Here is a 22,037-nt window from a genome sequence, read left to right on the forward strand (position 1 = left end):
CCATCAGGACGGGGAGGAGATGATTGATGAGATCCTTTCCCTGGGGTTTGACCATGTGGAACTTTCCCACGGCATCAAGCTTTCTCTTTTGCCGGGCATCATGAGAGCCGTGGAAGCGGGCAAGGTGCGCGTTGCCGGCGTTCACAATTATTTTCCCGCTCCGATTGACGAGGTGGGGGATGCCCCGGACAGCAGGCCGTTTACGGCGGATTTGCCCCAGGTCCGCAGCAAGGCGATTGAGCTGACGAAGAAGTCCATTGAACAGGGCGCCTCCCTGGGCGCCGGATACATTGTTTTGCACATGGGGACGGTGGAACCGCTGGTGAAGCGTACGGATACGACCCGGCTGCAGACCATGGCCAGGGAAGGGCTGGTGGGCACGGAGGAGTTTGCCCGGACCAAGGGGGAATTCGTCAGGCGCCGCAACCGTCTCGCTCCCGTTTATGTAGAGCGCGCCCGCGAGGCCATCCGCCAGTTATTGCCCCATGCCTCGGAGTTCGGAGTGAAACTGGGCATCGAAGGCCGCAGCCATTATGAACAGATTCCCAGTGAGGATGAAATGGCGGACCTGATGCGGGAGTTTGCAGAAGAGCCGTTTGTCGGTTACTGGCATGATTTCGGGCATATTCAGCGGAAGCACAATTTGCTCTTATTGAATCATGAACAATTCATCCGCAGTATATCTCCCCATTTGATCGGCGGGCACGTGAATGACGTCAAATGGCCGGCCCGCGACCACCAGGTGCCCTTGATAGGGGGCGGGGTGCCTTTTGAACGCCTTTTGCCCTTTTTCCCCGCAGGCGTGCCGCTTGTCTGGGAACTTTCGGGGAGAGCCGCCGCGGAGGACATTCTGACCGCGCGGGAATTGTGGGAAAGCAGGTTTCCGCAGACGTTGCAGTAACCATCTTGTGATTGTCAACGCGGTGCATTGCATATAGAGTGGGAACAATGATTGACAAGACGACATCCCGCGTCATTGTGGGCCTGCTGGTGACGGCCGGGGTGATGGTTGCAGCGTTTGCCTGGTACAAGGCCCGCGACGCCGCCAGTCCGGATGCGGGCGCGTACAAGAATATTTATGACGTGGATGTTCCGCAGTCCGCTCCCATTCCCGTGGATTACAGGCTGATTCTGCTGACCCCCCAGGAACTGGCCAAGGCCCCTCTGGCGGATGTGTTTGTGTCCCCGCTGGGGGATGACAACGGAGCGTTTACGTATTCCGCCCAGGGATTCGGAGCCATGAATGCCGCGCGCGGCGGCAGGCATACCGGACAGGATTTGAACGGGATTGGCGGAGAGAATACGGATGAGGGGCTTCCGGTGCGCGCCGCGGGGCGCGGGCTGCTGATTTATGCCGGGGAGCCGTCTCCGGACTGGGGAAACGTCGTGGTTCTGCTGCATCGGCTTCCGGACGGCCGTTTTGTGCAGAGCCTGTATGCGCATCTTAAAACCATCAGCGACATTCCTCTGGGAACCATCGTGGGCCGCGGGGAGCAGATCGGCACCGTGGGCACGGCGCACGGCAATTATCTGGCTCATCTGCATTTTGAAATGATTGAGTCCATCGCCCATGAGGCGGGAATGCCGGGGTATGGCAAGACGACGTTCAACCGGATCAACCCGGACGAGGTGCTGGAAAAGTACGCTCCCGACCCCGCGATGATGATTCCGGACCCCGTGATTGCCCTGAAGGATGTTCAGCAGGCTGCCGGCTGGGAGAAACTGCTGGAAAACCTTTACCGGGACAACAGCATGGAGGCGCTGGACAAGATTCTGCCGAAGGAACAGCAGGAAGGCGCCCTGGAACCCTCTCCGTAACCGGAAAGGCCGTTTACGGAAGCTTGTCCGCCTGCCTGGAGGCCAGTTCCCGTTGCATCCTGCTGATTTGGAGAACGGATATCAGCCACAGGGTGCTGGCCGCGGTTATCAGGGAACCGATCAGGAAGAAGGCAACCAGATAATGTTCCACTCCGAAAGGGAAAAGCAGGGACAGCGTGAGGGCGGTTGCCGCGGTTAAGTACAGCCGAACGGCCAGGGAGGGGGATTGCAGCATCCATTCTTCCGGATTTTTTGAGGCTCTGTACAGTTCCTGGATGATCAGGGCATTGAGCACCATGCCGACGAGGGGCATGCAGCTGAGGATAACGCTGACCAGGGGGGTGAACCGCAACCCTGAAACCCGGAATTGCTGCACGTTGGCGCAGGCCCGGTAAAGCCAGACCAGCTGGACGGCCAGGGAGGGGATGCACAGAAGGCTGAACAGGAAAATGAGGGGGAGCACGTAGGAGGGAAGCTGATCTACGACCTGCCGGAGGGTGGTTTGAACCTCCGCATAGTCCACGATATGATGGAAACAGACGATCCACAGGGTCCACAGGGAGCAGGCCAGAAGAATGAAACAGGCCGGAAAGGCTAATCTGGAGAGCTCGAAGAGGGAGTACCGCAAACGGTACGTGGGGGGCGGGGGGGAGATATCCGGCTTTTCCTTCCGGAAGGGGAGGGTTTCCGGCTCTTTTTCCGGCAAAACCTGCCCGACCGGCTGCCATCCGTCCATGCCCGGCTTCCAGGTGAGCGTTTCCGAGTCAATGACGCCCTGGCCCAGAAATTCCCGGACTTCGTATTCGGAGTAGGACCTCGGCTGTGAATCGCCGGGAAGCTTCAGGAAGTATTCACTCATCGCCCGCATGTTAAGAGAAGAGGCGTAGCGGGAGCAATGTGAAATTGAGGGATGACTGATAAAATGCCGTTTGCCGGAAGTGGTTTTTTCTGGATTATTGTTACTATGGGGCAAGGGAATTCCTAGTGACGGAACCGGCATGGATGCTTTTTCTCATGAAGGGGTATCAAAAGCAGTTGTTGATGGAATCCCTGAATTTCTTTTCGCAGTCCTTCCAGAGAAAATCAAGGGTATGAACGCCATGGTTCCATGGCTTGGAACTTCCCGGATAATGGACGATGGCATAGTTTTTTTCCGCCGTCATGCGTTCCATTTCTTGCCGGATTTCCGGAGAGGCCAAGTGCTTGGGATAGTTTTCATAGTAAAAGTTGTATTTTTGGGGAAGACGGAAGAATTGGCCGCGCGCTGAAATGTTCAGGGCATCCTGATCGTCACACCTGAACCGGTGTTTCATGGCCAGAGTTGCCGCATGGAAAAAGAGGTGGTTGTTTTTCAGGAGGGGGATATTCATCAAAAGGACCCCGGCATTGAAGTAGTCATATGTTGAGACGGGAAAACCGAAGTTATTCAGAGATGCCCAAAATGGATCTCCGTGGAAGTAGGGGATTTCCACGGCTCCAAGATCAAGACCTTTCATGTCCATCTCAAACAGAGGGCTTAAATCCTGGCAGACAATGGTATCGGAATCCAGGTAAAGGACTCTTTCTTCTGATGCCATCTGAGGAATAAGTAGCCGGGCATATGTTGTTGATGTGAGTCTGTTTTCTCCTGTTTGATTGCCAACCAGCTTTCCGGATAATTCACTTTCCAGCAGGCGGTATGTCACCGTTGCCCCGGGAAAGGAAGATACGGCTTTTTTCAACACCTGCCTGTTTTTTTCCTTTAGAGGCTTATAACTCAGGATGTTTAAATGGGCCTTGTCCTCTTCTCTTTTATGCAGAAGAAGGGAAAAGACGGAAATGGAGGTCTGATAAAAGTACCGCTCATCCGTGCACCAATAGATATTCAATTTCATGTGGTTGGAAGGTTATGGGAGATGCTAGAAAGGACATAGAGATTGGCAATGAAAAACTTCCGTATTTTTACAACAATTTAAGCGTGCGGTTTTTTATTAAAAATAGATGCCATTCCATTTCTTGACTGAATGGTGAAGCGGCAGTATTTTTTAAGCAGAGAGTTGTTTTTGCTTTATGATGTTAAGTGCTGCTTGATACTTCCTCCATTTAACAATCCTATGGCAATAGCGAACAGGCCGGGTAACAAGCCTGAACGATGCTGCTGCTCATGTTATTGAATTGGCGGAAGCTCATGAATAGAACAACGTGTCCAGGGAACTGATGTGTCTTAAGTTGTTTCCAGGAGAAGAATACAGACTTGACATTCGTTTCAATATTCGCCCATTTTTTAAATTGAGGGAATGATAAACTGAAGAACTGGAAGCGCTTTCCTGCAACTGGCATGGAGCAGTCTGTTTCCATCGAGTTCCGGAAACAACCGTGTCCGTACTTTTATGAAAAAACTTTTTCTTCCTCCCAAGTCAGCGTGGAAAAATGAATTAACCGCGCTCATAAAACAAAACGTGAGCGGATTTTTTGCGGGAGAAGGAGCTCATTCTCTGTTCCTGGATTCTGGATATCGTGAAGTTTCCCCGGTCCGTATTGATTTTGGACTCCATGGAATTAAAAGATTTGGGGAGGCCACGGCATTTGTTTTCAAGAGTTTCGCCTGCTCATTCCATGCCATTTTGAAGCCTGTTTTGTAAAAATAAGTCACAACAAAATAGCCGCCCGAAGGCGGCTATTAAAAAGTGGTCGAGCTGACAGGATTCGAACCTGCGACCTCTTCGTCTCGAATGAAGGGAATTCAGTTTTTGGCTATTGATAATCAATGGTTATAATTTTGTACCCCTTTCATACCCTTTATTTTCCGCTTGATTATTGTGTCGTTTTAACCTTCCCCTACGTGGCGAATAAGGGGTGAACTACGCGTTAAACGTGTTGATATGTTCAATGGGACATCGGCAGGATACTGGAAGACTGAGGATTCAGTCTTTCCAAAAAATAAACAGCAAACAATAGCAATGAATAATTACATACCAATCAACAAGGCAGTTAATCCCGTCTGCATTTATCAAGGGTATGAGCCTCTTATCAGCAAGACGCTCGGTGTTGATGAAATGATATATGGCTTTGACGGAACTCCCTCGGATTATGCCACCTGTGCCGGAGCTCCCGAAATGTTCATCAAGGTGGAGCGTGACGGCTTGTACTATTTCGGTGTAGAAGCCGACGATGAGGGGTACCTCAGCCTTGCAGGAGAGCTTCTCTGCGGAAAAAAAGGAGATCCGCCCAATGGGAAGTTGTCTCTGGAAACAGGTTCAAGGTATCTGAAAGCCGGGTACTACAAGGTTTCTTTGATATACAGCAATCACGCTTACAATCCCGTCAGCAACAATGCCATTGCATTCAACGTTACCATGGATACCAAACCTATTACGGAAGGGAAGTACCAGGGAAACTCCACCATGAACCGTGAATTTTCAGAGTCTCCCAAAATCAAGCTTTGGACGATTGAAAGGGAGGCTTCCATTACATGTGAGCCTTCTCAACAAGTCGAAATCCAATGGGACCACCCGGAATTCACGATTGACAACAGTCTGGATAGAAGTGAAACAACGGGCACGCCTCCAAATTTCTATGTTACCGCCTGCAAGGATGAGGCCGCCAATGTATGGAGGTTGCGTCTTCAGCTCGTTACTTGTGGTTCCAAAATTTCTTTGAAAACTGACTCTTACAGAGATGCCCTGGCCAATCCTCCCGTTTCCGAGGCAGAGGCCATCGAAGCGGTTGACTGCATGAACGGCTATCAATCTCGTCCGGGAGTGTGGAAGTGGCATACTCAGGCCGCTTCGCTCGCGCACGAACAACACCACCGCCGGCAATGGGAAGATGCTTACAAATACTATTGGAAGGAATTAAAAATACAGGAAGAATTGGAAAAACAGAGTGTTTCCTGCACTGAAAAGACGGAGATGGATGACGCCATAGAAGCTATGAATAAGGCTGTCCAAACATGGAAAGATATTTTATGGCTCGAAGTTAAAGATTATGTGAAGCGTTTGCCGGACGGCGCCAACGACCGCCCCTATTGTGCCGGACAACAAGTCCTGAATAATGCTACCCTTCAGGTTATAGAACAGGCGTTAACCAATGGATGGAACGTTTCTGCGGATATTACTCAACCGGGCACGATCGAGCCTCCTTGCTTCCTGCCGCCGGTCAACGAAGGGAAAACACGGAGCAGGGCAGTTGCGGAGGAATCAACATCCCTGAAGCTCTCCATTGCTGACACATCCAGGTTCATGCAGGGAGAAATTACAGTCTGTTTCCGCAACGAGGGAAGTCTGCCTGTCCGGATTCTGGACGAAATCGACGACGAAACGTCCGATTTCTTCTTCATGACGATTCTGAGAACCGAACGGGGAGACGTTCGTGTTCTTGATCGTAAGATGGGAACAATGACGTTTCATCGTGCATTGAACTACCGGGAGCTTGCACCCGGCCAGGAATACAGTGTCACGATTCCGCTCTGTCTGGATGAAGTCGATCTGGCGGGTTGGAAACAATGTTCTTGTGAACTCGAAACGCGCTACTATAATCAGCAGGGTAAGGATTGTTTCCTGGGGACTCTCCGTGGGACTTCCCGAATCGTGCTGTAATGAAAAAAATATTTCAGATGTTAGGACTTCTGGTCATCCTGTCCCTCCATGCCCCCGCATGGGGGGACAAGGCCGACAACGGAATTGAATGTTCCGTGGTGATGGAAAAGACCTCGTTCGATCCAAGAGCAGCTTTTCCGGATTTCAAGCTGGTGTTTGCCAACAAGGGAAAAAAGGCTGTGCGTCTTTTTGACGACTTCTATCCCAGCAAAGGAAAAGGTCCGAATATCTCCATAAAAATATGGAGCAAGGGAAACAGAAAAAAGGAGGACAGGCCCCTGGCATGGTATCTTCCCTCGTATCAAGTTGAGCGTGTGGTACATCTTATGAACTACATTACGCTGAAACCCGGAGAGAAGCATGAAGTGCCCGTCAAGGATGCGTACCTGCTGCTGACCTATTTACAACCTCTGGCCAGTGGAAAAATATACGAACTGGAAGTACGTTTCCGGGACGGACATGGAGATCCGGGTACCCGGAGGGAGTATGTGGGGAAAAAGGATTTTATCGTCATTGATCAAACCCCCAGGTGAATTTGAAAAATTGGTGCCGCCCCGTTCATGAAGATGAGCGGGGCTTTTTATTGCGGATTTTCAACTTGGTGCCTTTTCACGTCTTCAATTAAAGTCCCTTGGAAAGATGGCTCTGTGCTTGTTGTTGCTTTTTCGTCAAGGAAAGTATCTTTATCGTAGTCATAGACGACAACGGCGTAGTTGATTACCTTATTGCCAAGAGCATTTTTTCCTCGAAATGCTTCTTGAAGTATGATTTGTCCAAGGTCTGTTTTTTTCTTACCCTTTTTGAATTTACAGGTTAATGAAACGTGCTCAAATGAGGCTGGATCGTGCAGGGTAGGTTTAATGAGGGATTCTAGGAGAGGGAACCTGTAAGTTCCTTCTCCGGACATGATGTTCAGAAACCTTTTTTTAAAAACAAAGAATGCTTGCTCTCTTTGCGAGAACGCGGCAAGGCAACTTTTCTCTCAGCAGGATTTGTTCTTCTTCAGCCTCAGCTCTTGTTTTGTAGTGCAAGTCGGTTTTTTCCCCTGATGCTGCAAATCTGGCCGGTATTCTGATCCTGTAGAGAATTTTGCCTCCACGCTGCATCTTGAAGATGGTAAATCTGAGAGGTTTGCTCATATGATTTTGTACCCTTTAAGGGGTCAAATTCAATCAGTATGACACCATTTATTCACCTTAGTGAACGATATTCACATTAGTGCAGGATAACGGCAAAACGGAATTTTTAATGTGGAAAATTGATTGATATCCAATATTTAGCCAATAAAAAAGCCGCCCGAAGGCGGCTATTAAATTGGTCGAGCTGACAGGATTCGAACCTGCGACCTCTTCGTCCCGAACGAAGCGCGCTACCAGCCTGCGCTACAGCTCGTTGATGTGGTGCGGCGCAGTCTAAGGGCGGAAAGGCGGTTTGTCCAGTTTTTTTTGTTCGCGGCGGAACTTAATTGTGGTACGGTTCAGGGGCTATGATGGATATGCTGGTGCGGCTGTATGATTTGCCCGATATTGATGATGAAGTGCAGGTCTTGAAGGAGCGGGGCATCCTGATACGGCGCCCCGGCGCTTATGAACGGCATCTGGTTGCGGATTGGGTGGGGCGCCATTTTTCCCCCAAGTGGGTGAGTGAGACGAAGACGGCTTTTGCACGGCAGCCCATTTCCTGCTTTATTGCTACGAGGGAGAAGCAGATGATCGGGTTTGCCTGTTACGACGTGACGGCCCGGGGTTTCCTGGGGCCGATGGGCGTCGGGGAAGAGGCCCGGAAGAGCGGTGTGGGGCGGGTGTTGCTGGTTTCCGCCCTGCGCGGTTTGAGGAACATGGGGCACGCGTACGGGATTATCGGCGGTGTGGGGCCTGCTGACTTTTATGCCCGGACGGTGGGCGCTGTTCCCATTGAAGGGAGTTCCCCCGGCATTTACGTGGATATTTTGCCGGAACCGCAGGCGTGAGGTTTTGATCTGCGCATCGTTTACGTTTTGTTTTTTTGAATGGCTTCGGAATCGCCTGCCATCCGGAAAGGAAAAAGAAAGGTGCGGGGAGCGGGCGGAAGAGTGGAGGCGTTTCCATCAGGTTGAAAGCAGGGGTAGGGAACGGATTCAGGAGAATCCTGCACCGGAGGGTGTTGGGCCGGCCCGGAGGGAGTAGAGATATGCATCATGTGCATAAAAAACACCCCGCCATTTTCATTTGCGGGGTGTCTGGCTGAATGCCGGGAGGGCATTCCATGTGCACGCCTTTTGGGACAGGCTGTTATTTGTCCTGTTGATAGCCTACCGGGTGGCAGAGCATGACGGTTTGCGGGGCTTTGAGTTTCAGCGCCGCTTGCAGAGCGTTCTTGTCCATGCTGCCTTTCGGGTAGGTCGCCAGGCCCGTGCCGGAGCAGAAGAGGGAGATGTTCTGGGAGACGATTCCCGCATCCATCGCCGCCCAGGGTTCGGCCGTGTCCGTTACTAGGATGAGGCAGACGGGCGCATCGGCCGGCCGGGCGTCTCCGTCGCTGACGGGAACCAGGGCATGCGCCTTGTGGTCGTACAGATAGGAGGCGTCCTTGGTGCATACATAGATTTTGACGTCCTGCCGGTTCATGGCGGATGGAGCCGTGCGCTTTCCGGAGTCGGCCCGGTTGATGCCGTTGGCCGCCCAGACGAGGTCGGAGAGGTCTTTCTGAGAGAGCATTTTATCCGAACAGCTGCGGATGGATTGCCTGTCCGACAGGGCTTTCATGACTGCGGAGCCGCGCGTCAGGTCCGGCTGGTCCAGCTTGATGGTTTCCGCCGCCTGGAGCAGGGCGGTTCCGGCCAGTCCCAGGGAAACAATAAGAGGAAGGAGGTGTTTTTTCATGTTACGGAAGTGCAGGGGTTATGGAATGGAGGGGAAGGATTCCCTCATTGCGAGAATTTAACATGGGAACGTGCCCTCTCAAGGCTTTTCTGCGCCCTGTTTTTCAGGAGCGTTTCCACGGGGGAGAGAACGGGGCGGGAAAGTCTTCATGCCAGCGGAGAGTTTTTTCAAGAAAAGCCTTGAGTTTTTATAGAGAACTGCTATTGAAAGCGACCGATTTTTCGCCCGGCGGGGGAAGGCGCCCCGATTGCCCGCCGGCCAACCAGGGGCCATGAGAAAAATCGCCAATACTAACTCATCAACCATTTAAATGAGCACAACTGAACTGGCGGAGCTGATTGACAGCAAGTTCCGCGAATTACGAGAAGGTTCCATCGTTACCGGAACCATCCAGGAAATCCGTCCCCAAGTCGTTTTGGTGGACATCGGCTACAAGTCCGAAGGCGCTATTTCCATTTCCGAGTTTGAAGACGAGGAGATCGAAGTAGGGGACCAGATCGAGGTCCTTCTTGAACGCCTCGAAAACGACGAAGGTATCGTCGTCCTTTCCAAGGAAAAAGCCGCCCATAAGCAGAATTGGGACAAGATCGTGGGCGTGTACCGCGACGGCGGCCTGGTCAAGGGCAAAGTGAAGAGCGTCGTCAAGGGCGGCCTGATGGTCAACGTTGGCGTGGAAGCCTTCCTGCCCGGTTCCCAGGTGGATATCATTCCCCCGCGCGACCTGAACGAGTATGTCGGCAAGGTTTACGAGTTCAAGATCGTCAAGGTGAACGACGACCGCAAGAATATCGTTCTTTCCCGCCGCGAAGTGATCGAAGCCGAACGCGCCGACCAGCGCCAGCGCTTCCTTGAAACCGTCAAGGAAGGCGACAAGGTGGAAGGCCTCGTGAAGAATATTACGGACTTCGGCGCTTTCGTGGACCTCCGCGGCATGGACGGCCTGCTCCACATTACGGACATGAGCTGGGGCCGCGTGAACCATCCGAGCGAAATGCTCCACATCGGCCAGTCCCTGGAAGTCGTGATTCTGGAAGTGGACCGCGACAAGGAACGCGTTTCCCTGGGCCTGAAGCAGATGACGGACAATCCCTGGGCGGACATCGAACGCAAGTACCCGATCAATTCCCAGGTCAAGGGCCGCGTGACGAAGCTCCTGCCTTACGGCGCCTTCGTGGAGCTGGAAAAAGGCGTGGAAGGCCTCGTTCACGTTTCCGAACTGTCCTGGGTCAAGAGAATCACCCGTCCGAGCGACGTGCTGAAACTGGACCAGGAGATCGAAGCCGTTGTGCTTTCCATTTCCGTCAAGGAACAGAAGATTTCCCTCGGCGTCCGCCAGCTGGAAGACAATCCCTGGGCGGATATCGAATCCCGCTTCCCGATCGGTACCGTTATCAAGGGCCAGGTCCGCAACCTTACTCCCTACGGCGCCTTTGTGGGCCTGGAAGAAGGCATCGACGGCATGATCCACGTGTCCGACATGAGCTGGACCCGCAAGATCAACCACCCCTCCGAAGTGCTCAAGAAGGGCGACGAAGTGGAAGCCATCGTTCTGGAAATCAAGAAGGAAGACCAGCGTGTCTCCCTTGGCATCAAGCAGCTTGAGTCCGATCCGTGGGAATCCATCAACGACCGCTTCAAGGTGGGCGACATGGTGAGCGGCCAGGTGGCCAAGATCGCCAGCTTCGGCGCCTTTGTGAATCTGGACGGCGACATCGACGGCCTGATCCACATTTCCCAGCTGAGCGAAGACCATGTGGAACGCGTGAAGGACGTGATCAAGGTGGGTGATGAAATCACCGCCCGCGTGATCAAGGTGGACAGCATCGAACGCCGTATCGGCCTTTCCATCAAGGCCGTCAATTACGACACCGAACAGCTCCGCCGTGAAACCGCTTCCTTTGAAGCCCTCCGCCCGAGCAGCGACATGGTCGGCCTGGAACACGCCTTCAATCTGGCTACCCGTGAAAACGAAGAATGGAGCCCCTCTGAAGAGAAGTAAGCTTCACTCCGTTTTACACTGATTGATTTGGCCGCCGCGGATGTTCTGTCCGCGGCGGCTTTTTTTTCTAATTCTAAATAAGGCTGGAAAAAATCTTGAGTTAGTTCCGCCTAAGGGGTTAACTAATCTCTCACACCATGCTGGAACTTACCAAGAGCAATGAAGATTACCTGGAGGCCATCGGTCTGCTGTCTGAGAAGAGCGGCACAGCCCAGGTGCGGGATATTGCGGAAATGCTCAAGGTGAAGATGCCTTCCGTGACTTCCGCCGTGAAGCAGCTGGCGGACATGGGCCTGGTGGAATACACGCAGTATGCCCCCGTCAAGCTGACTCCACAGGGGCGCAGAATCGCGGGCAAGATCATCGTCAGCCACGGCATTTTGTTTGATTTCCTGCGTGAAGAACTCGCCCTGTCGGAGGAACGGGCCAATGAGGTTGCCTGCCAGATTGAGCACATCATGACTTTTGAGGAGATTGAACGGCTCAAGTCCTGCCGTATTCGCCCGTTTGCGGGCGGTGTGGAAAACGGAGGCAGATAGGGTGTCTTGATCCGGGGGTGGAACTGCAAGGTTCGCGTCCTTGTAAAGGAGACTGGGAATTCCGTTTTTGTGGAGGGGGATTGAGGTTTTACGGGCGAAAGAGGCTTTCCGCAGGACATTTTCAGATTGAAATAGGGAAAGAGGGGAAGAGGAGGATTCCTGTTTTCCATGGCAGGATTTTACGAGTTACGGAAGGCGGGCAAGAAAATTTTCTTCTCCCGGGTTTCAGGGGAGTTTTTTCGCCATGAAAGTCCGGAGCTTTTCCGTCCCGGGTTCCGGGAGTGCGGGAATGGAAGGAAGTATTGGAGGGGCAGGGCTGGTTCTCGTATGGCCATTTGCCGGCTCATGGCGCGGGATGACTTGAAGGCACGGCATTTTGCCCTTTTCCGCTTGTCTGATTCATGGTAGGTTCCCGCGCATGGATCCCCATATCGCTGCAGATCTCTCGGCGCTCGACACGGCTGCCTTGCACAGCCGTCTTTCCGAGCTCGGGAGCTATCTTTGACTTGGACGGCATACAAAAACGAGTAGCCGAGTTGGACGAACGCATGAGCGCCCCGGATTTTTGGGATGACCAGAACGCCGCGCGGGCGCTGATGGCGGAAGTGAATCCCCTGAAGCACAGGATGGAGGCGTTTTCCTCCCTGAAGTCCCGCCTGGAAGATATAGACGCCACAATTGAACTGGCCCAGGAGGCGGATGACGACGACCTGGGACGCGAGGCTGTGGAAGAGTTCGGCAAATGGGAGAAGTCCCTCGCCGATTTTGAGCTGCTGACCCTGCTGAACGCTCCGCAGGACCAGGCTTCCTGTTATTTGACGATTCACGCCGGAGCCGGCGGCACGGAGGCCTGCGACTGGGCATCCATGCTGCTGCGCATGTATATGCGCTGGTGCGAACGCCGCGGCTTTACGGTGACTTATCTGGAAAGTACGGACGGCGACGATGCCGGCATCCGTTCCGTGACCGTGAAGGTGGACGGGGAGTATGCCTACGGTTATTTGAAGAACGAACGCGGCATTCACCGCCTGGTGCGCATTTCCCCCTTTGATTCCGCCGGAAAGAGGCACACTTCCTTTGCGTCCCTGGACGCCACGCCGGAGGTTTCCGATTCCATCAACATCGAGATTCTGGACAAGGATTTGAAGGTGGATACCTACCGTTCCGGCGGCAAGGGCGGCCAGAACGTGAACAAGGTGGAAACCGCCGTGCGCATCACGCACATTCCTTCCGGAGTGATCGTGGCCTGCCAGAACGAACGCAGCCAGCTGCGCAACAAGGAAGAGGCCATGAACATGTTGCGCGCCAAGCTGTACCAGATTGAGGAAGACAAGAAGCAGGCTGAGGCGGACCGCCAGTACAGCGAGAAAGGAGACATCGGCTGGGGCAACCAGATCCGGTCCTATGTGTTCCAGCCTTATCAAATGGTGAAGGACCTGCGCACGGGCGTGGAGTCCGGCAACATTCAGGACGTGATGGACGGCAACCTGGACCCCTTTATTGAGGCCATGCTGCGCGGCCACAAGCGCGACCGCTGACGTTTTCCCTTTATGTCTGCCGCTCTGACCATAGACGTTCTTTCCCTGTTTCCGGAGATGGTGGAAGCCCCCCTGGCGGGGAGCATCCTCGGCAAGGCCCGTGAAAAGGGCCTTGTGGAGGTGCGCTGCCACAATATCAGGGATTGGACGAAGGACAGGCACCGCAAGACGGACGATTATCTTTGCGGAGGCGGACAGGGGATGCTGCTGAAGCCGGAACCTATTTTCGCCGCCGTGGAGGAACTCAGGCGCCCGGAAACGCGGGTGGTGCTGATGACTCCGCAGGGGAGGACGTTCAACCAGGACCTGGCCGGGGAGCTGGCCGCTTCCGGCGGCCATCTCATCATTCTTTGCGGCCATTACGAGGGGGTGGATCACCGCGTGGTGGAGGAACTGGTGGACGTGGAATTGTCCATCGGGGACTACATCCTGACCAACGGAGCCATAGCCGCCGTCGTGGTCATTGACGCCGTGGCGCGGCTGATTCCCGGGGTCCTGGGGGATGAACGTTCTTCCGTGGAGGAGTCTTTTTCCAACGGTTTGCTGGAGGCTCCCGCCTACACCAAGCCGAATGAGTTCCGCGGCCTGTCCGTTCCGGAAATCCTGCTGAGCGGCAACCATCCCGCCATTGAGAGATGGAAGCATGAACGGTCCCTGGAACGTACGCGCCTGAACCGTCCGGATTTATGGCGGGCATGGGTGGAGGCGCATCCGGAGGACGGCGCCAGGTGAGATATTTGGCCGTCGCGTCAAATTTCTCTTGCCAAGAGGGGGGGCTTCCGTTATAAGACCTCGCCTGCCACCGTGAGGGTGGTGTAAAGCACCTTTCTGAACCTTTTACGAAATCACAAGATCATGTCCAAGCATTCCAGCCTCAAAGCAACCGGTACCGTAGGCGGCAAGCGTTCCGTCCTGAAGCGTTTCGAACGCGTCAAGCTCCTCAAGGAACGCGGTGAATGGAAGAAGGGCCAAAGCCCCCTCGGCCTGCCGAAGACCAAGCATGAAGCTTAAGCCTGACAGTGTTTCCGCCGGGATTTTCCCTCTGCGGGGCTGTTATGGCGCATCATTTTCCTAATACAGGAAGCCTCTCGGATGTCTATAAACCGGGAGGCTTTTTTCTTCTGGCGGAACTTTTTCCCTTGGAAAACGTGTTCTGCCGGCAAAACAAACAAATAAAAAACATCCGCTGAGATAGCGGACATTACATCGATATGAGTGAAGAACAACATGGCTCCGAAGAAAACGGAGGTATCCGCATTAATAAATTCCTGGCATCCTGCGGCATTGATTCCCGCCGGGTGGCTGACAGATTGATTGAGGAAGGACGTGTGGAGGTGAACGGGAAAGTTATTGATACTCCCGGAATGAAAGTAACCGATAAGGATTTCGTGAAGGTGGACGGCCGCCACATGACTCCCATGGAGGAAGTCGTAGTGCTGCTGAACAAGCCCCGCGGCTATGTGTGCAGCCGTGAGGCCCAGGGCGCGATCGGCACTGTTTACGACTTGCTGCCGCCCCGTTTGCGCCATTTGAATTACGTGGGCCGCCTGGATGCCGATTCCGAGGGCCTGCTGATCATGACCAACAAGGGAGAGCTGACTCAGACCCTTTCCCATCCCACCGGAGGCATTGAGAAGGAGTACTGGGTGACGGTGGATCAGAATTTTGACAATTCCGTGCTGATGCAGTTTCTGCGCGGAGTCCGCATTCCGGAAGGCAACGCTAAGGCCAAATATGTCTGCCGCGCTTCCGCGCGCCGCGCCTGCATCGTGCTGGAGCAGGGCTTGAAACGGCAGGTCCGCCAGATGTTCCAGTGCCTGGGCCTGCGCGTGCGTAAGCTGGTGCGCGTGCGCATCGGTTCCTTGTGGGGCGGTGATTTGGACCCAGGAAGCTGGAGGTTCATGGATGATGCCGATGTGGCTCTTCTTCTGAAGAATCCGCCCCGCCAGCGCAAGTACCTGGGTGCGGCCCAGCTTGTTACCGGGACTTCCGCTAAAACGGAACAATCCGGCAGCGCTTCTGACTCCGATGAGGGTTATGTATTTAATCCGGACGATTTTGAAGCGGGAGAATCTTATGAGCCTTCTCCCGAGATGAAGACCCGTTTTGCAGATACGGACGAACAGGATGAGGTCGCGGAAGGTGATGTGATGCGGGACGATTCTTTCCGTTCCCGTGACCGCCGGAATGACCGGAGCGACGATTTCCGAGGTCGCCGCGAAGGTGGTTTTCAGCGCCGTGAAGGCGGTTTTGGAGGCGACCGCCGTGAGGGAGGATTCCAGCGTCGTGAAGGCGGTTTCAATAGGGATCGTCGCGAGGGAGGTTTCCAACGCCGTGAAGGTGGTTTTGGGGGTGACCGTCACGAGGGAGGTTTCCAACGCCGTGAAGGTGGTTTTGGGGGTGACCGTCACGAGGGAGGTTTCCAGCGTCGTGAAGGTGGTTTTAGAGGAGATCGTCGCGAGGGAGGTTTCCAACGCCGTGAAGGTGGTTTTAGAGGAGATCGTCGCGAGGGAGGTTTCCAACGCCGTGAAGGTGGTTTTGGGGGTGACCGTCGCGAGGGAGGTTTCCAGCGTCGTGAAGGCGGTTTTGGAGGAAATCGTCGCGAGGGAGGTTTCCAGCGTCGTGAAGGCGGTTTCGGAGGTGACCGTCGTGAAGGAGGTTTCCAGCGTCGTGAAGGCGGTTTTGGAGGAAATCGTCGTGAGGGAGGTTTCCAGCGTCGTGAAGGCGGCTTTGGAGGTGACCGTCGTGAAGGAGGTTTCCAGCGTCGTGAAGGCGGCTTTGGAGGCAACCGTCGTGAGGGAGGCTTCCAGCGTCGTGAAGGTGGTTTTGGAGGCGAACGCCGTGAAGGTGGCTTCCAGCGCCGCGAAGGAGGATTCCGCAAGCCCGGCTTCGGAGGCAGATTCTCCGGCGGTTTTTCCCGCGGAGGCAGAGGACGTTAATCATTTACTTGTGCCGGTATGAAGAGACATTGCAGATGGTGGTTCCTTGCCGGATTATGCGCGCTGTGCCTGGCACAGCCTTCTCTTCAGGCATCTCCTGTCCCTCCTTCTCCGGTTTCCGCCGGAGAAGGAGATTTTGACTCCTATCTGGCCGGGCTCAGGGAGAAAGCCCTGAACGGAGACGCAGATGCGGCCAAACAACTGGTCGTGCATTATGAGGTGTCCGGCAATGTGCCGGAAACTTCCCGATGGATGAATCAGTACGTTTCCCTGACGGAGAAGGCGGCCGATGCCGGGAACGTGTCTGCCATGCTGGACCTGGGCAAGCTGTTTTACACCGGCAGCCGTCTTTATCCCAAGAATATGGAGAAGGCCCGGTTCTGGTTTACCCGCGCCGCAGACAGCGGCAATGCGGATGCCCAGTATCAGACGGCGGCGATGATTTCCAAGGGCATGGGAGGGCTCCGGGACGAGGCCCTGGCCACCAGCTATTATGAAAAGGCCCTCCATTCCTGGCAGAAGGAGGCGGAAGCGGGCGATCCCAAGGCCGCCCTGTGGGTGGGCCTTCTTTATGAAAGGAAGCTAGTACCCGGCAGTTCCCCGGAGAAGTCCGTTCCCTGGCTGACACGTGCGGCTGAGCACGGCAACCTGACAGCCCAGGGTCTGCTTGGCTTCAAGTACCGGGACGGCCTCGGCGTGCCCCGGGATGCGAATTGGGCCGTGCAATGGTTTGAAAAGGCCGCGCAGCAAAAGGATTTGGGAGCTGTCATGGAACTGGGCATCATGTACCGGGACGGCAAGTATGTGCCCCGGGACATGGAGAAGGCCCGCAAATGGTTTGAGAAGGGGGCGGAGTGGAAGGACCCGTACAGCATGGCCGCCCTGGCGGATATGCTCATGGAAGATTCCCCGTCCGGGGAGCATGCCGCCCGTGCTTTAGCTTTGTACCGGGAGGCCGCCGCCATCGGCTATGCTCCCGCGGCCCTGAAGGCGGCGGAACTGCTTCAGAACGGCAAGGGCGGGGAATTGGATGCTGATGAAGCGTACAGGCTTCTGCGCCGTGTCGTGGATGCTACGGGAAATCCCAAGGGCATGTACATGCTGGCCCAGCTTTATTACGCCAGGGGGGATGAGGCCCAGGGAGATTCCCTGATGAAAGCTTCCGCCCAGGCGGCCTATCTGCCTGCCATGAATCGCATGGCGCGCCTGCATCTGCTCCCGGACAGTTCCCTGGCCTGGAATCCTGTACTGTCTTATTATTATTGGAGCCAGGCCGGAGAATTGGGCGACGAAGGGGCGGCATCCGCCGCATCCTGGCTTCTGTGGGGCAGTTTGGCGGTGCTTTCCCTGGTGATTTTCCTCGTGGTCTGGCGTTTTCACCGTTTTGCCGTCAGGAGGCTTGCAGAACAGCAAAAGCAGGAACAGGCTGGGAGCGATGACGCATGAAGCGTATTATGAAGTTCCACATTGAAATAAATCTGTTAAAAATATTGTATCTTCCATGATGAATACACTAGCTATTTTCGGTCTGGGAACTCCGGAGATCATCGCCATTCTGGTGATCGTCTTTCTGCTGTTCGGAGCCAAGAAACTTCCGGAATTCGCCCGTGGACTGGGCAAGAGCCTGGGAGAGTTCAAGAAGGCCAAATCCGAGTTTGAGGAGGAGTTGTTGAAGACGGAAAAGGAAGCCATGTCCGATTCCTCCGCTTCCAAGCCGGAATCCAGGCCTTCTCCGGAACTTTCCCAGCCCATTGATGTGGAAGCGGAAAAACCGGAGGAAACCAATCAGGAAGGGAAGTAGATTTTCATTCAGTAGAAAATTTGAGCAGGCGGGATTTTTTCCCGCCTTTTTTGTCGGCCTTTCCCATGCCTTTCCATAGCTAGCAGACTGTACCGATTTCGATATTCCGCGATTGAGTCCAGGGAGTATCCTTTGCAGCATGTTCTGCTTGATCAGGGGCAACCTTTTAAAAATGAAATCTATGAGCAGGAAACCGGACCCTGTATGTCTGGCAACATGGTGTCCTGTGAAATTGATGTAAACTCATTTGTAGGGAGCCGACGATTATCTGAAGAAGGTGAGAACGCAGAGGGTATTCTTTATCATTGTTTAAAAGCATCTCCATAAAGATGAAGGTGAAATCATACTATCCCGTGCTGGCTTCATGGATCATTACATTGCTTTTCTGTGGAACAAACATGGGAGTCCGTTTTTATGGTTTTCCGAAATGGATGGACTTAAGCAACTTGTCTGAATTGGCCACGGTGTTTTTTGGGTTAATAATACTGGGAGGACCTATTCTTAGTTTGTTGTGGGGAGTAGGCGGACTCATTGAAAATAAAGAGAAAAAAGATTTCATCATAGCTCTGGTTTTGTCTGTTTTATGGTTTCTTCCATTTTTGATTGTCTTTGCTCTTGGACTTTCATGAGGAGCCAACAGCATTGTTGCCAGGCTGTTCTCTTATTTCTGTGAGAACAGTTTTTGTTTTTCCTTAGTCTGGGATTATCCTATGGGTATGAGATTTTTTTTGAGGAACATGCCGTGTACGCATGAAGAATTGTGCTGGATGAAAATCGATGCGGGAAACTTGAAATTGTGCGCATGAACAGATGAAATTCATTATCCCGGAAGGCATTGATTTCTTGCGTTGGACGGGGGCTTGTTGTACACATGTTTTAATGAAAATTCATTTTTGCGGCGCGGCAGGTACGACGACGGGGTCCCAGCATTTGCTGGAGGTGAACGGGAGCAGAATTCTTCTGGATTGCGGCATGTATCAGGGCAGGCGCGAGGAAGCGTGGCACATCAACAAGGATTTTCCGTATTTTTCTCCGGCAGATGTGGACGTGGTGATTCTTTCCCATGCGCACATCGACCATTCCGGGAACCTTCCCAATCTGGTGAAGAAGGGGTTCCAGGGGAATGTGTACAGCACGTACGCCACGCGCGACCTTTGCCAGATCATGCTGGCGGACGCCGCCCGCATCCAGGAGCACGACTGCGCCTTTATCAACAAGATGAACAAGCGCCGCGGCATTGACCAGCCGGAGGTGTACCCCACGTATTCCGAGCAGGATGCGGAGCGCTGCATGCGCCTGTTCGTGAACATCGGCTATGAACGGCCCATTCCGGTGGCTCCGGGGGTGACGCTGACGTTTTACGACGCAGGGCACATTCTGGGAGCCGCCCAGGTATGCCTGGATATTGAAGACCGCGACGACGGTAAGAAGAAGCGTTTCCTGTTTTCCGGGGACGTGGGGAGGGGAGACAACGAGCTCCTGCGTGATCCCGTGCCTGTGCCGGATGTAGATATTCTGCTGATGGAAAGCACCTACGGCGGTCGTTTCCATGAAGCCCCCTCCCGGGATGACGAGACGTTCTGCCAGGCGATCAGGGAGGCCCTGGAACTGGGAGGCCGCATTTACATTCCCTCCTTTGCGGTGGAGCGCACCCAGCAGCTCCTTTACCTGCTGAACAGGGCCTACCATGAAGGCCATCTTCCCCTGCTGCCCGTGTACGTGGACAGCCCCATGGCCGTGAGCGCCACGGGAATTTTCAGCATCCATCCGGAGTGTTTCAACAAGGAAGTGTATGATTTCCTGTTCCGGGAACAGGACCCGTTTTCTTTTGAGCAGCTGCGATTGATCCGCTCTGTGGGAGAGTCCCAGGCATTGAACAGGATGGACGGCCAGGCCATCATCATTTCCGCTTCCGGCATGTGCGAGGCCGGACGCATCCTGCACCATTTGGCAAACAACATCGGCAATCCGAAGAATACCGTCCTTTTTGTAGGGTATTGCGCGGAACATACCCTGGGACGTAAGATCATCGACGGATGGAAGGAGGTCCCGATCCTGGGCAAGCAATACCGCGTGCGCGCCAGAATCCGGGAGATGGATTCCTTCTCCGGCCATGCAGACCACGGCGAGCTGCTGGAGTATTTTGACAGGACCGGCGGTCCCAAGAGCAATATCATTCTGGTGCACGGGGAGGAACAGGCGTCTCTCGCGCTGGCGAATGCCCTGGAGGAACGGCAGGCCAATCCGGTGTCCATAGCGCAGCTTGGCAGCGTCATGGTGCTTTGAGCGGAATGCCGGAGCTGAATGGCGCTTTTTCCGCGGGTCCTTGTCCATGTGTGGAATCATTCCAATCAAGTCATGACGGCATGATGGCTGTGCTGGCCGCTTGACCCGGAGTTTATGCGGGGCTAGCGTGAGGATATGTCTTGCCTGTTTATCGAATATCCCAAGTGCACGACCTGCCAGAAAGCCAAGAAATGGCTTGATGAACAAGGTGTTTCCTATGAAGACCGCCACATCGTGGAACAGAATCCCACGAAGGAGGAACTTCTCGCATGGATCCGGGACAGCGGGCTGCCATCCAGGAAGTTTTTCAATACCAGCGGCCTGATGTACAAGAATCTGGGGCTGAAGGACAAGCTTCCCTGCATGAGCCTGGAGGAGCAAGCGGCTCTGCTGGCGACCAACGGCATGCTGGTGAAGCGGCCCATTTTAATTGTCAACGGGCGTATCTGCGTCGGCTTCAAGGCCGATGAGTGGAAAGCCGCCCTCCATCCCTGAATACTCCCATGCCCCTGATTACCCGCACGAAGGAAGGCGCAGCCAATTTCGGCCCCTGGGAGAATGTCGTCCGGGTGCTGATCCTGGTCTGGTTTGTCCTGTACACGTTGAATGCCATTCCGGACGTTCATCCCATGGTGGGGAGGATTGCCGGCAAGGTGAATAATTGGATCAGCTATTTCTTCGTTTTTGAATACATTCTGCGGGTATTGTGCGCCAAGCCGCGCAGGATGTATGTGTTCAGCGGCATGGGGATTCTGGATTTCATTGTCTGCCTGCCGTTCCTGAGCATGTTTTTCGGGGCGGACTGGCAGGTGCTGTATTCCCTCCGGCTTGTCCGGGTACTGGCCATTTTCAAGCTGGCGCGCTTTAATAAAACCGCCGCCAGTTTCAAGAGGGCCTTTTACCTGATCCGGGACGAGTTTTTCCTGTTCTTTTCCGTCATCCTGTTCATGCTGTATGTGACCTCCCTGGGGATTTACATTGCGGAGCACGAGGCCCAGCCGGAAAAGTTCAGATCGTTTTTCGACGCCCTCTGGTTTGCCGTGGAAACCCTGAGTACGGTGGGATACGGAGACTTGGTGCCGATTACGGCGATGGGGCGCATTTTTACCGGGGTGATCATGTTCATCGCCGTGTCCATCATTGCCATTTCAACGGGCCTGATTACTTCCGCCTTTTCCCGCGTCTGGCAGGAGGAGAATATTTTCCCGCGCCATCGCAGGAGTGCCGCAACCAAAGCGCCGGCTACCGCGGAGAGTGACAAGCCGGAAACGGGGAATTAGGGTGGCTCGGCCTTCCTCTGCCTGAAGACAGGCTTTTTGGTTACGATGGGGAGGCAGGGGGGACCGCGGCGTGTTTCCCATGCCTGGAGGAAATGCCTTGATGTTGCCGCGGGGAGGTTTTTTCATTCCGCAGGAGGGAAGAGCCTGCCCTGTATGGGTTCCGGAGGCTCCATGCCGCCGTGGATCGGCATGTTTCCTGTGGTTCCATTCCCGATCGCCTTCCTTTCATGGAAGAAACATTTCCCGCCTGTGTGAAGGAATATTTTTTGCGGAAGGCGGTGAGGGCGTTTTCGAGTTTTTAATTATTCCCGGAGGGATGTGCCGGTGGAAGCCGGAAGGGGGAGTTTGATTTATTTTCCTCCAGCTCAAAAAAGGCTGCCCCACGGAAAGCGGGGCAGC

Annotated in this window: 23 protein-coding genes, 1 tRNA gene and 1 pseudogene; 19 read left to right on the plus strand and 6 right to left on the minus strand. The window is 54.2% G+C overall.

The features are described from left to right. The first annotated feature begins 19 nt into the window (after window positions 1-19). A complete protein-coding gene (locus tag OQH67_RS08400) occupies window positions 20-901 on the plus strand; it encodes a sugar phosphate isomerase/epimerase family protein (protein ID WP_215458989.1) in 882 nt (293 codons plus the stop codon). 47 nt (window positions 902-948) lie between these two features. Next, window positions 949-1,818 carry a M23 family metallopeptidase gene (locus tag OQH67_RS08405; protein ID WP_215437167.1) on the plus strand — a complete coding sequence of 290 codons (870 nt, stop codon included), beginning with the start codon at window positions 949-951 and terminating at the stop codon, window positions 1,816-1,818. A gap of 13 nt (window positions 1,819-1,831) precedes the next feature. On the opposite strand, the gene OQH67_RS08410 is transcribed toward OQH67_RS08405, so the two are convergent. Then, window positions 1,832-2,677 carry a GYF domain-containing protein gene (locus OQH67_RS08410; RefSeq protein ID WP_215458990.1) on the minus strand — a complete coding sequence of 282 codons (846 nt, stop codon included), beginning with the start codon at window positions 2,675-2,677 and terminating at the stop codon, window positions 1,832-1,834. A 166-nt stretch (window positions 2,678-2,843) separates the two neighbouring features. Further along, window positions 2,844-3,692 (minus strand): glycosyltransferase family 8 protein, encoded by an 849-nt coding sequence (locus OQH67_RS08415; protein WP_215437162.1) that lies wholly within the window; start codon window positions 3,690-3,692, stop codon window positions 2,844-2,846. A 495-nt stretch (window positions 3,693-4,187) separates the two neighbouring features. Here OQH67_RS08415 and OQH67_RS08420 point away from each other — a divergent pair, with 495 nt between their 5' ends. The 3 genes from OQH67_RS08420 to OQH67_RS08430 all read left to right on the plus strand — a co-directional run bounded on the left by OQH67_RS08420 (window position 4,188) and on the right by OQH67_RS08430 (window position 6,928). Further along, complete coding sequence (locus OQH67_RS08420) at window positions 4,188-4,439, plus strand: hypothetical protein (protein WP_215437160.1); 252 nt, start codon at window positions 4,188-4,190, stop codon at window positions 4,437-4,439. A 318-nt stretch (window positions 4,440-4,757) separates the two neighbouring features. Next, window positions 4,758-6,395 carry a PA14 domain-containing protein gene (locus OQH67_RS08425; protein WP_215437158.1) on the plus strand — a complete coding sequence of 546 codons (1,638 nt, stop codon included), beginning with the start codon at window positions 4,758-4,760 and terminating at the stop codon, window positions 6,393-6,395. 17 nt (window positions 6,396-6,412) lie between these two features. After that, on the plus strand, window positions 6,413-6,928 hold the full coding sequence (locus OQH67_RS08430) for a hypothetical protein (RefSeq protein ID WP_251828263.1): 516 nt from the start codon (window positions 6,413-6,415) through the stop codon (window positions 6,926-6,928). 47 nt (window positions 6,929-6,975) lie between these two features. Here the strand turns inward: OQH67_RS08430 and OQH67_RS08435 are convergent, their stop codons facing one another. From OQH67_RS08435 to OQH67_RS08445, 3 genes are all read right to left on the minus strand, one after another. Beyond that, window positions 6,976-7,302 (minus strand): hypothetical protein, encoded by a 327-nt coding sequence (locus OQH67_RS08435; protein WP_215437150.1) that lies wholly within the window; start codon window positions 7,300-7,302, stop codon window positions 6,976-6,978. Between the two features lie 19 nt (window positions 7,303-7,321). Further along, the gene (locus tag OQH67_RS08440) at window positions 7,322-7,534 is read right to left on the minus strand and encodes a hypothetical protein (protein ID WP_215437146.1); all 213 of its coding nucleotides are present in this window, start codon (window positions 7,532-7,534) and stop codon (window positions 7,322-7,324) included. Between the two features lie 176 nt (window positions 7,535-7,710). After that, window positions 7,711-7,787 (minus strand) — tRNA-Pro (locus OQH67_RS08445). Between the two features lie 94 nt (window positions 7,788-7,881). On the opposite strand from OQH67_RS08445, the gene OQH67_RS08450 reads away from it, so the two are divergent. After that, complete coding sequence (locus OQH67_RS08450) at window positions 7,882-8,364, plus strand: GNAT family N-acetyltransferase (protein ID WP_215437143.1); 483 nt, start codon at window positions 7,882-7,884, stop codon at window positions 8,362-8,364. Window positions 8,365-8,665: 301 nt separating this feature from the next. Here the strand turns inward: OQH67_RS08450 and OQH67_RS08455 are convergent, their stop codons facing one another. Further along, window positions 8,666-9,256, minus strand: coding sequence for a SagB/ThcOx family dehydrogenase (locus tag OQH67_RS08455; protein ID WP_215437140.1), 591 nt, complete (start codon window positions 9,254-9,256; stop codon window positions 8,666-8,668). A 310-nt stretch (window positions 9,257-9,566) separates the two neighbouring features. Between OQH67_RS08455 and OQH67_RS08460 the strand changes: the two genes are divergently transcribed. From OQH67_RS08460 to OQH67_RS08520, 13 genes and pseudogenes are all read left to right on the plus strand, one after another. Next, window positions 9,567-11,255, plus strand: coding sequence for a 30S ribosomal protein S1 (locus OQH67_RS08460; RefSeq protein ID WP_067569117.1), 1,689 nt, complete (start codon window positions 9,567-9,569; stop codon window positions 11,253-11,255). A gap of 137 nt (window positions 11,256-11,392) precedes the next feature. After that, on the plus strand, window positions 11,393-11,794 hold the full coding sequence (locus OQH67_RS08465; RefSeq protein ID WP_215437137.1) for a metal-dependent transcriptional regulator: 402 nt from the start codon (window positions 11,393-11,395) through the stop codon (window positions 11,792-11,794). Between the two features lie 418 nt (window positions 11,795-12,212). After that, window positions 12,213-13,332, plus strand: a protein-coding gene (prfB, locus tag OQH67_RS08470; RefSeq protein WP_336296839.1) for a peptide chain release factor 2 whose coding sequence is annotated in 2 segments (ribosomal slippage) — window positions 12,213-12,296 and window positions 12,298-13,332 — 1,119 coding nt in all. Because the reading frame shifts where the segments join, the coding sequence is not laid out codon by codon here. A 12-nt stretch (window positions 13,333-13,344) separates the two neighbouring features. Then, entirely contained in the window at window positions 13,345-14,064 is a 720-nt protein-coding gene (trmD, locus tag OQH67_RS08475; protein WP_215437135.1) for a tRNA (guanosine(37)-N1)-methyltransferase TrmD, read from the plus strand. A 123-nt stretch (window positions 14,065-14,187) separates the two neighbouring features. Then, window positions 14,188-14,343 (plus strand): small basic protein, encoded by a 156-nt coding sequence (locus OQH67_RS08480; protein ID WP_012419301.1) that lies wholly within the window; start codon window positions 14,188-14,190, stop codon window positions 14,341-14,343. 200 nt (window positions 14,344-14,543) lie between these two features. Continuing rightward, window positions 14,544-15,179, plus strand: a pseudogene (locus tag OQH67_RS13170) (pseudouridine synthase); the annotation flags it as partial. Window positions 15,180-15,519: 340 nt separating this feature from the next. After that, window positions 15,520-16,293, plus strand: a complete 774-nt coding sequence (locus tag OQH67_RS08490) for a hypothetical protein (RefSeq protein WP_265145456.1) — start codon at window positions 15,520-15,522, stop codon at window positions 16,291-16,293. Then, on the plus strand, window positions 16,290-17,717 hold the full coding sequence (locus tag OQH67_RS08495; protein ID WP_215437126.1) for a tetratricopeptide repeat protein: 1,428 nt from the start codon (window positions 16,290-16,292) through the stop codon (window positions 17,715-17,717). The genes OQH67_RS08490 and OQH67_RS08495 overlap by 4 nt, the downstream gene beginning before the upstream one ends. 55 nt (window positions 17,718-17,772) lie before the next feature. After that, window positions 17,773-18,072 (plus strand): Sec-independent protein translocase subunit TatA/TatB, encoded by a 300-nt coding sequence (gene tatA, locus OQH67_RS08500; RefSeq protein WP_215437124.1) that lies wholly within the window; start codon window positions 17,773-17,775, stop codon window positions 18,070-18,072. Window positions 18,073-18,407: 335 nt separating this feature from the next. After that, the gene (locus OQH67_RS08505; RefSeq protein ID WP_215458991.1) at window positions 18,408-18,701 is read left to right on the plus strand and encodes a hypothetical protein; all 294 of its coding nucleotides are present in this window, start codon (window positions 18,408-18,410) and stop codon (window positions 18,699-18,701) included. Between the two features lie 250 nt (window positions 18,702-18,951). Then, window positions 18,952-20,358 (plus strand): MBL fold metallo-hydrolase RNA specificity domain-containing protein, encoded by a 1,407-nt coding sequence (locus OQH67_RS08510; protein WP_215437117.1) that lies wholly within the window; start codon window positions 18,952-18,954, stop codon window positions 20,356-20,358. Window positions 20,359-20,493: 135 nt separating this feature from the next. Continuing rightward, window positions 20,494-20,853 (plus strand): arsenate reductase family protein, encoded by a 360-nt coding sequence (locus OQH67_RS08515; RefSeq protein WP_215437114.1) that lies wholly within the window; start codon window positions 20,494-20,496, stop codon window positions 20,851-20,853. 8 nt (window positions 20,854-20,861) lie between these two features. After that, window positions 20,862-21,638 carry an ion transporter gene (locus OQH67_RS08520; protein ID WP_215437111.1) on the plus strand — a complete coding sequence of 259 codons (777 nt, stop codon included), beginning with the start codon at window positions 20,862-20,864 and terminating at the stop codon, window positions 21,636-21,638. Window positions 21,639-22,037: the final 399 nt, after the last annotated feature.

The sequence above is a fragment of the Akkermansia biwaensis genome (assembly GCF_026072915.1).
In the GTDB taxonomy this organism is placed as follows: domain Bacteria; phylum Verrucomicrobiota; class Verrucomicrobiia; order Verrucomicrobiales; family Akkermansiaceae; genus Akkermansia; species Akkermansia biwaensis.

Excerpts from the sequence above, each read along its gene's own strand:
- OQH67_RS08490 (WP_265145456.1), top strand. The coding sequence starts at position 15,520 with ATGACCGGAGCGACGATTTCCGAGGTCGCCGCGAAGGTGGTTTTCAGC.
- OQH67_RS08440 (WP_215437146.1), bottom strand. The coding sequence starts at position 7,534 with ATGAGCAAACCTCTCAGATTTACCATCTTCAAGATGCAGCGTGGAGGC.
- OQH67_RS08425 (WP_215437158.1), top strand. The coding sequence starts at position 4,758 with ATGAATAATTACATACCAATCAACAAGGCAGTTAATCCCGTCTGCATT.
- OQH67_RS08405 (WP_215437167.1), top strand. The coding sequence starts at position 949 with ATGATTGACAAGACGACATCCCGCGTCATTGTGGGCCTGCTGGTGACG.
- OQH67_RS08450 (WP_215437143.1), top strand. The coding sequence starts at position 7,882 with ATGATGGATATGCTGGTGCGGCTGTATGATTTGCCCGATATTGATGAT.
- trmD (WP_215437135.1), top strand. The coding sequence starts at position 13,345 with ATGTCTGCCGCTCTGACCATAGACGTTCTTTCCCTGTTTCCGGAGATG.
- OQH67_RS08460 (WP_067569117.1), top strand. The coding sequence starts at position 9,567 with ATGAGCACAACTGAACTGGCGGAGCTGATTGACAGCAAGTTCCGCGAA.
- OQH67_RS08520 (WP_215437111.1), top strand. The coding sequence starts at position 20,862 with ATGCCCCTGATTACCCGCACGAAGGAAGGCGCAGCCAATTTCGGCCCC.
- OQH67_RS08465 (WP_215437137.1), top strand. The coding sequence starts at position 11,393 with ATGCTGGAACTTACCAAGAGCAATGAAGATTACCTGGAGGCCATCGGT.
- OQH67_RS08455 (WP_215437140.1), bottom strand. The coding sequence starts at position 9,256 with ATGAAAAAACACCTCCTTCCTCTTATTGTTTCCCTGGGACTGGCCGGA.
- OQH67_RS08430 (WP_251828263.1), top strand. The coding sequence starts at position 6,413 with ATGTTAGGACTTCTGGTCATCCTGTCCCTCCATGCCCCCGCATGGGGG.
- OQH67_RS08495 (WP_215437126.1), top strand. The coding sequence starts at position 16,290 with ATGAAGAGACATTGCAGATGGTGGTTCCTTGCCGGATTATGCGCGCTG.
- OQH67_RS08480 (WP_012419301.1), top strand. The coding sequence starts at position 14,188 with ATGTCCAAGCATTCCAGCCTCAAAGCAACCGGTACCGTAGGCGGCAAG.
- OQH67_RS08435 (WP_215437150.1), bottom strand. The coding sequence starts at position 7,302 with ATGTCCGGAGAAGGAACTTACAGGTTCCCTCTCCTAGAATCCCTCATT.
- OQH67_RS08420 (WP_215437160.1), top strand. The coding sequence starts at position 4,188 with ATGAAAAAACTTTTTCTTCCTCCCAAGTCAGCGTGGAAAAATGAATTA.
- OQH67_RS08515 (WP_215437114.1), top strand. The coding sequence starts at position 20,494 with ATGTCTTGCCTGTTTATCGAATATCCCAAGTGCACGACCTGCCAGAAA.
- OQH67_RS08410 (WP_215458990.1), bottom strand. The coding sequence starts at position 2,677 with ATGAGTGAATACTTCCTGAAGCTTCCCGGCGATTCACAGCCGAGGTCC.
- OQH67_RS08510 (WP_215437117.1), top strand. The coding sequence starts at position 18,952 with ATGAAAATTCATTTTTGCGGCGCGGCAGGTACGACGACGGGGTCCCAG.
- OQH67_RS08400 (WP_215458989.1), top strand. The coding sequence starts at position 20 with ATGATTGATGAGATCCTTTCCCTGGGGTTTGACCATGTGGAACTTTCC.
- OQH67_RS08415 (WP_215437162.1), bottom strand. The coding sequence starts at position 3,692 with ATGAAATTGAATATCTATTGGTGCACGGATGAGCGGTACTTTTATCAG.
- tatA (WP_215437124.1), top strand. The coding sequence starts at position 17,773 with ATGATGAATACACTAGCTATTTTCGGTCTGGGAACTCCGGAGATCATC.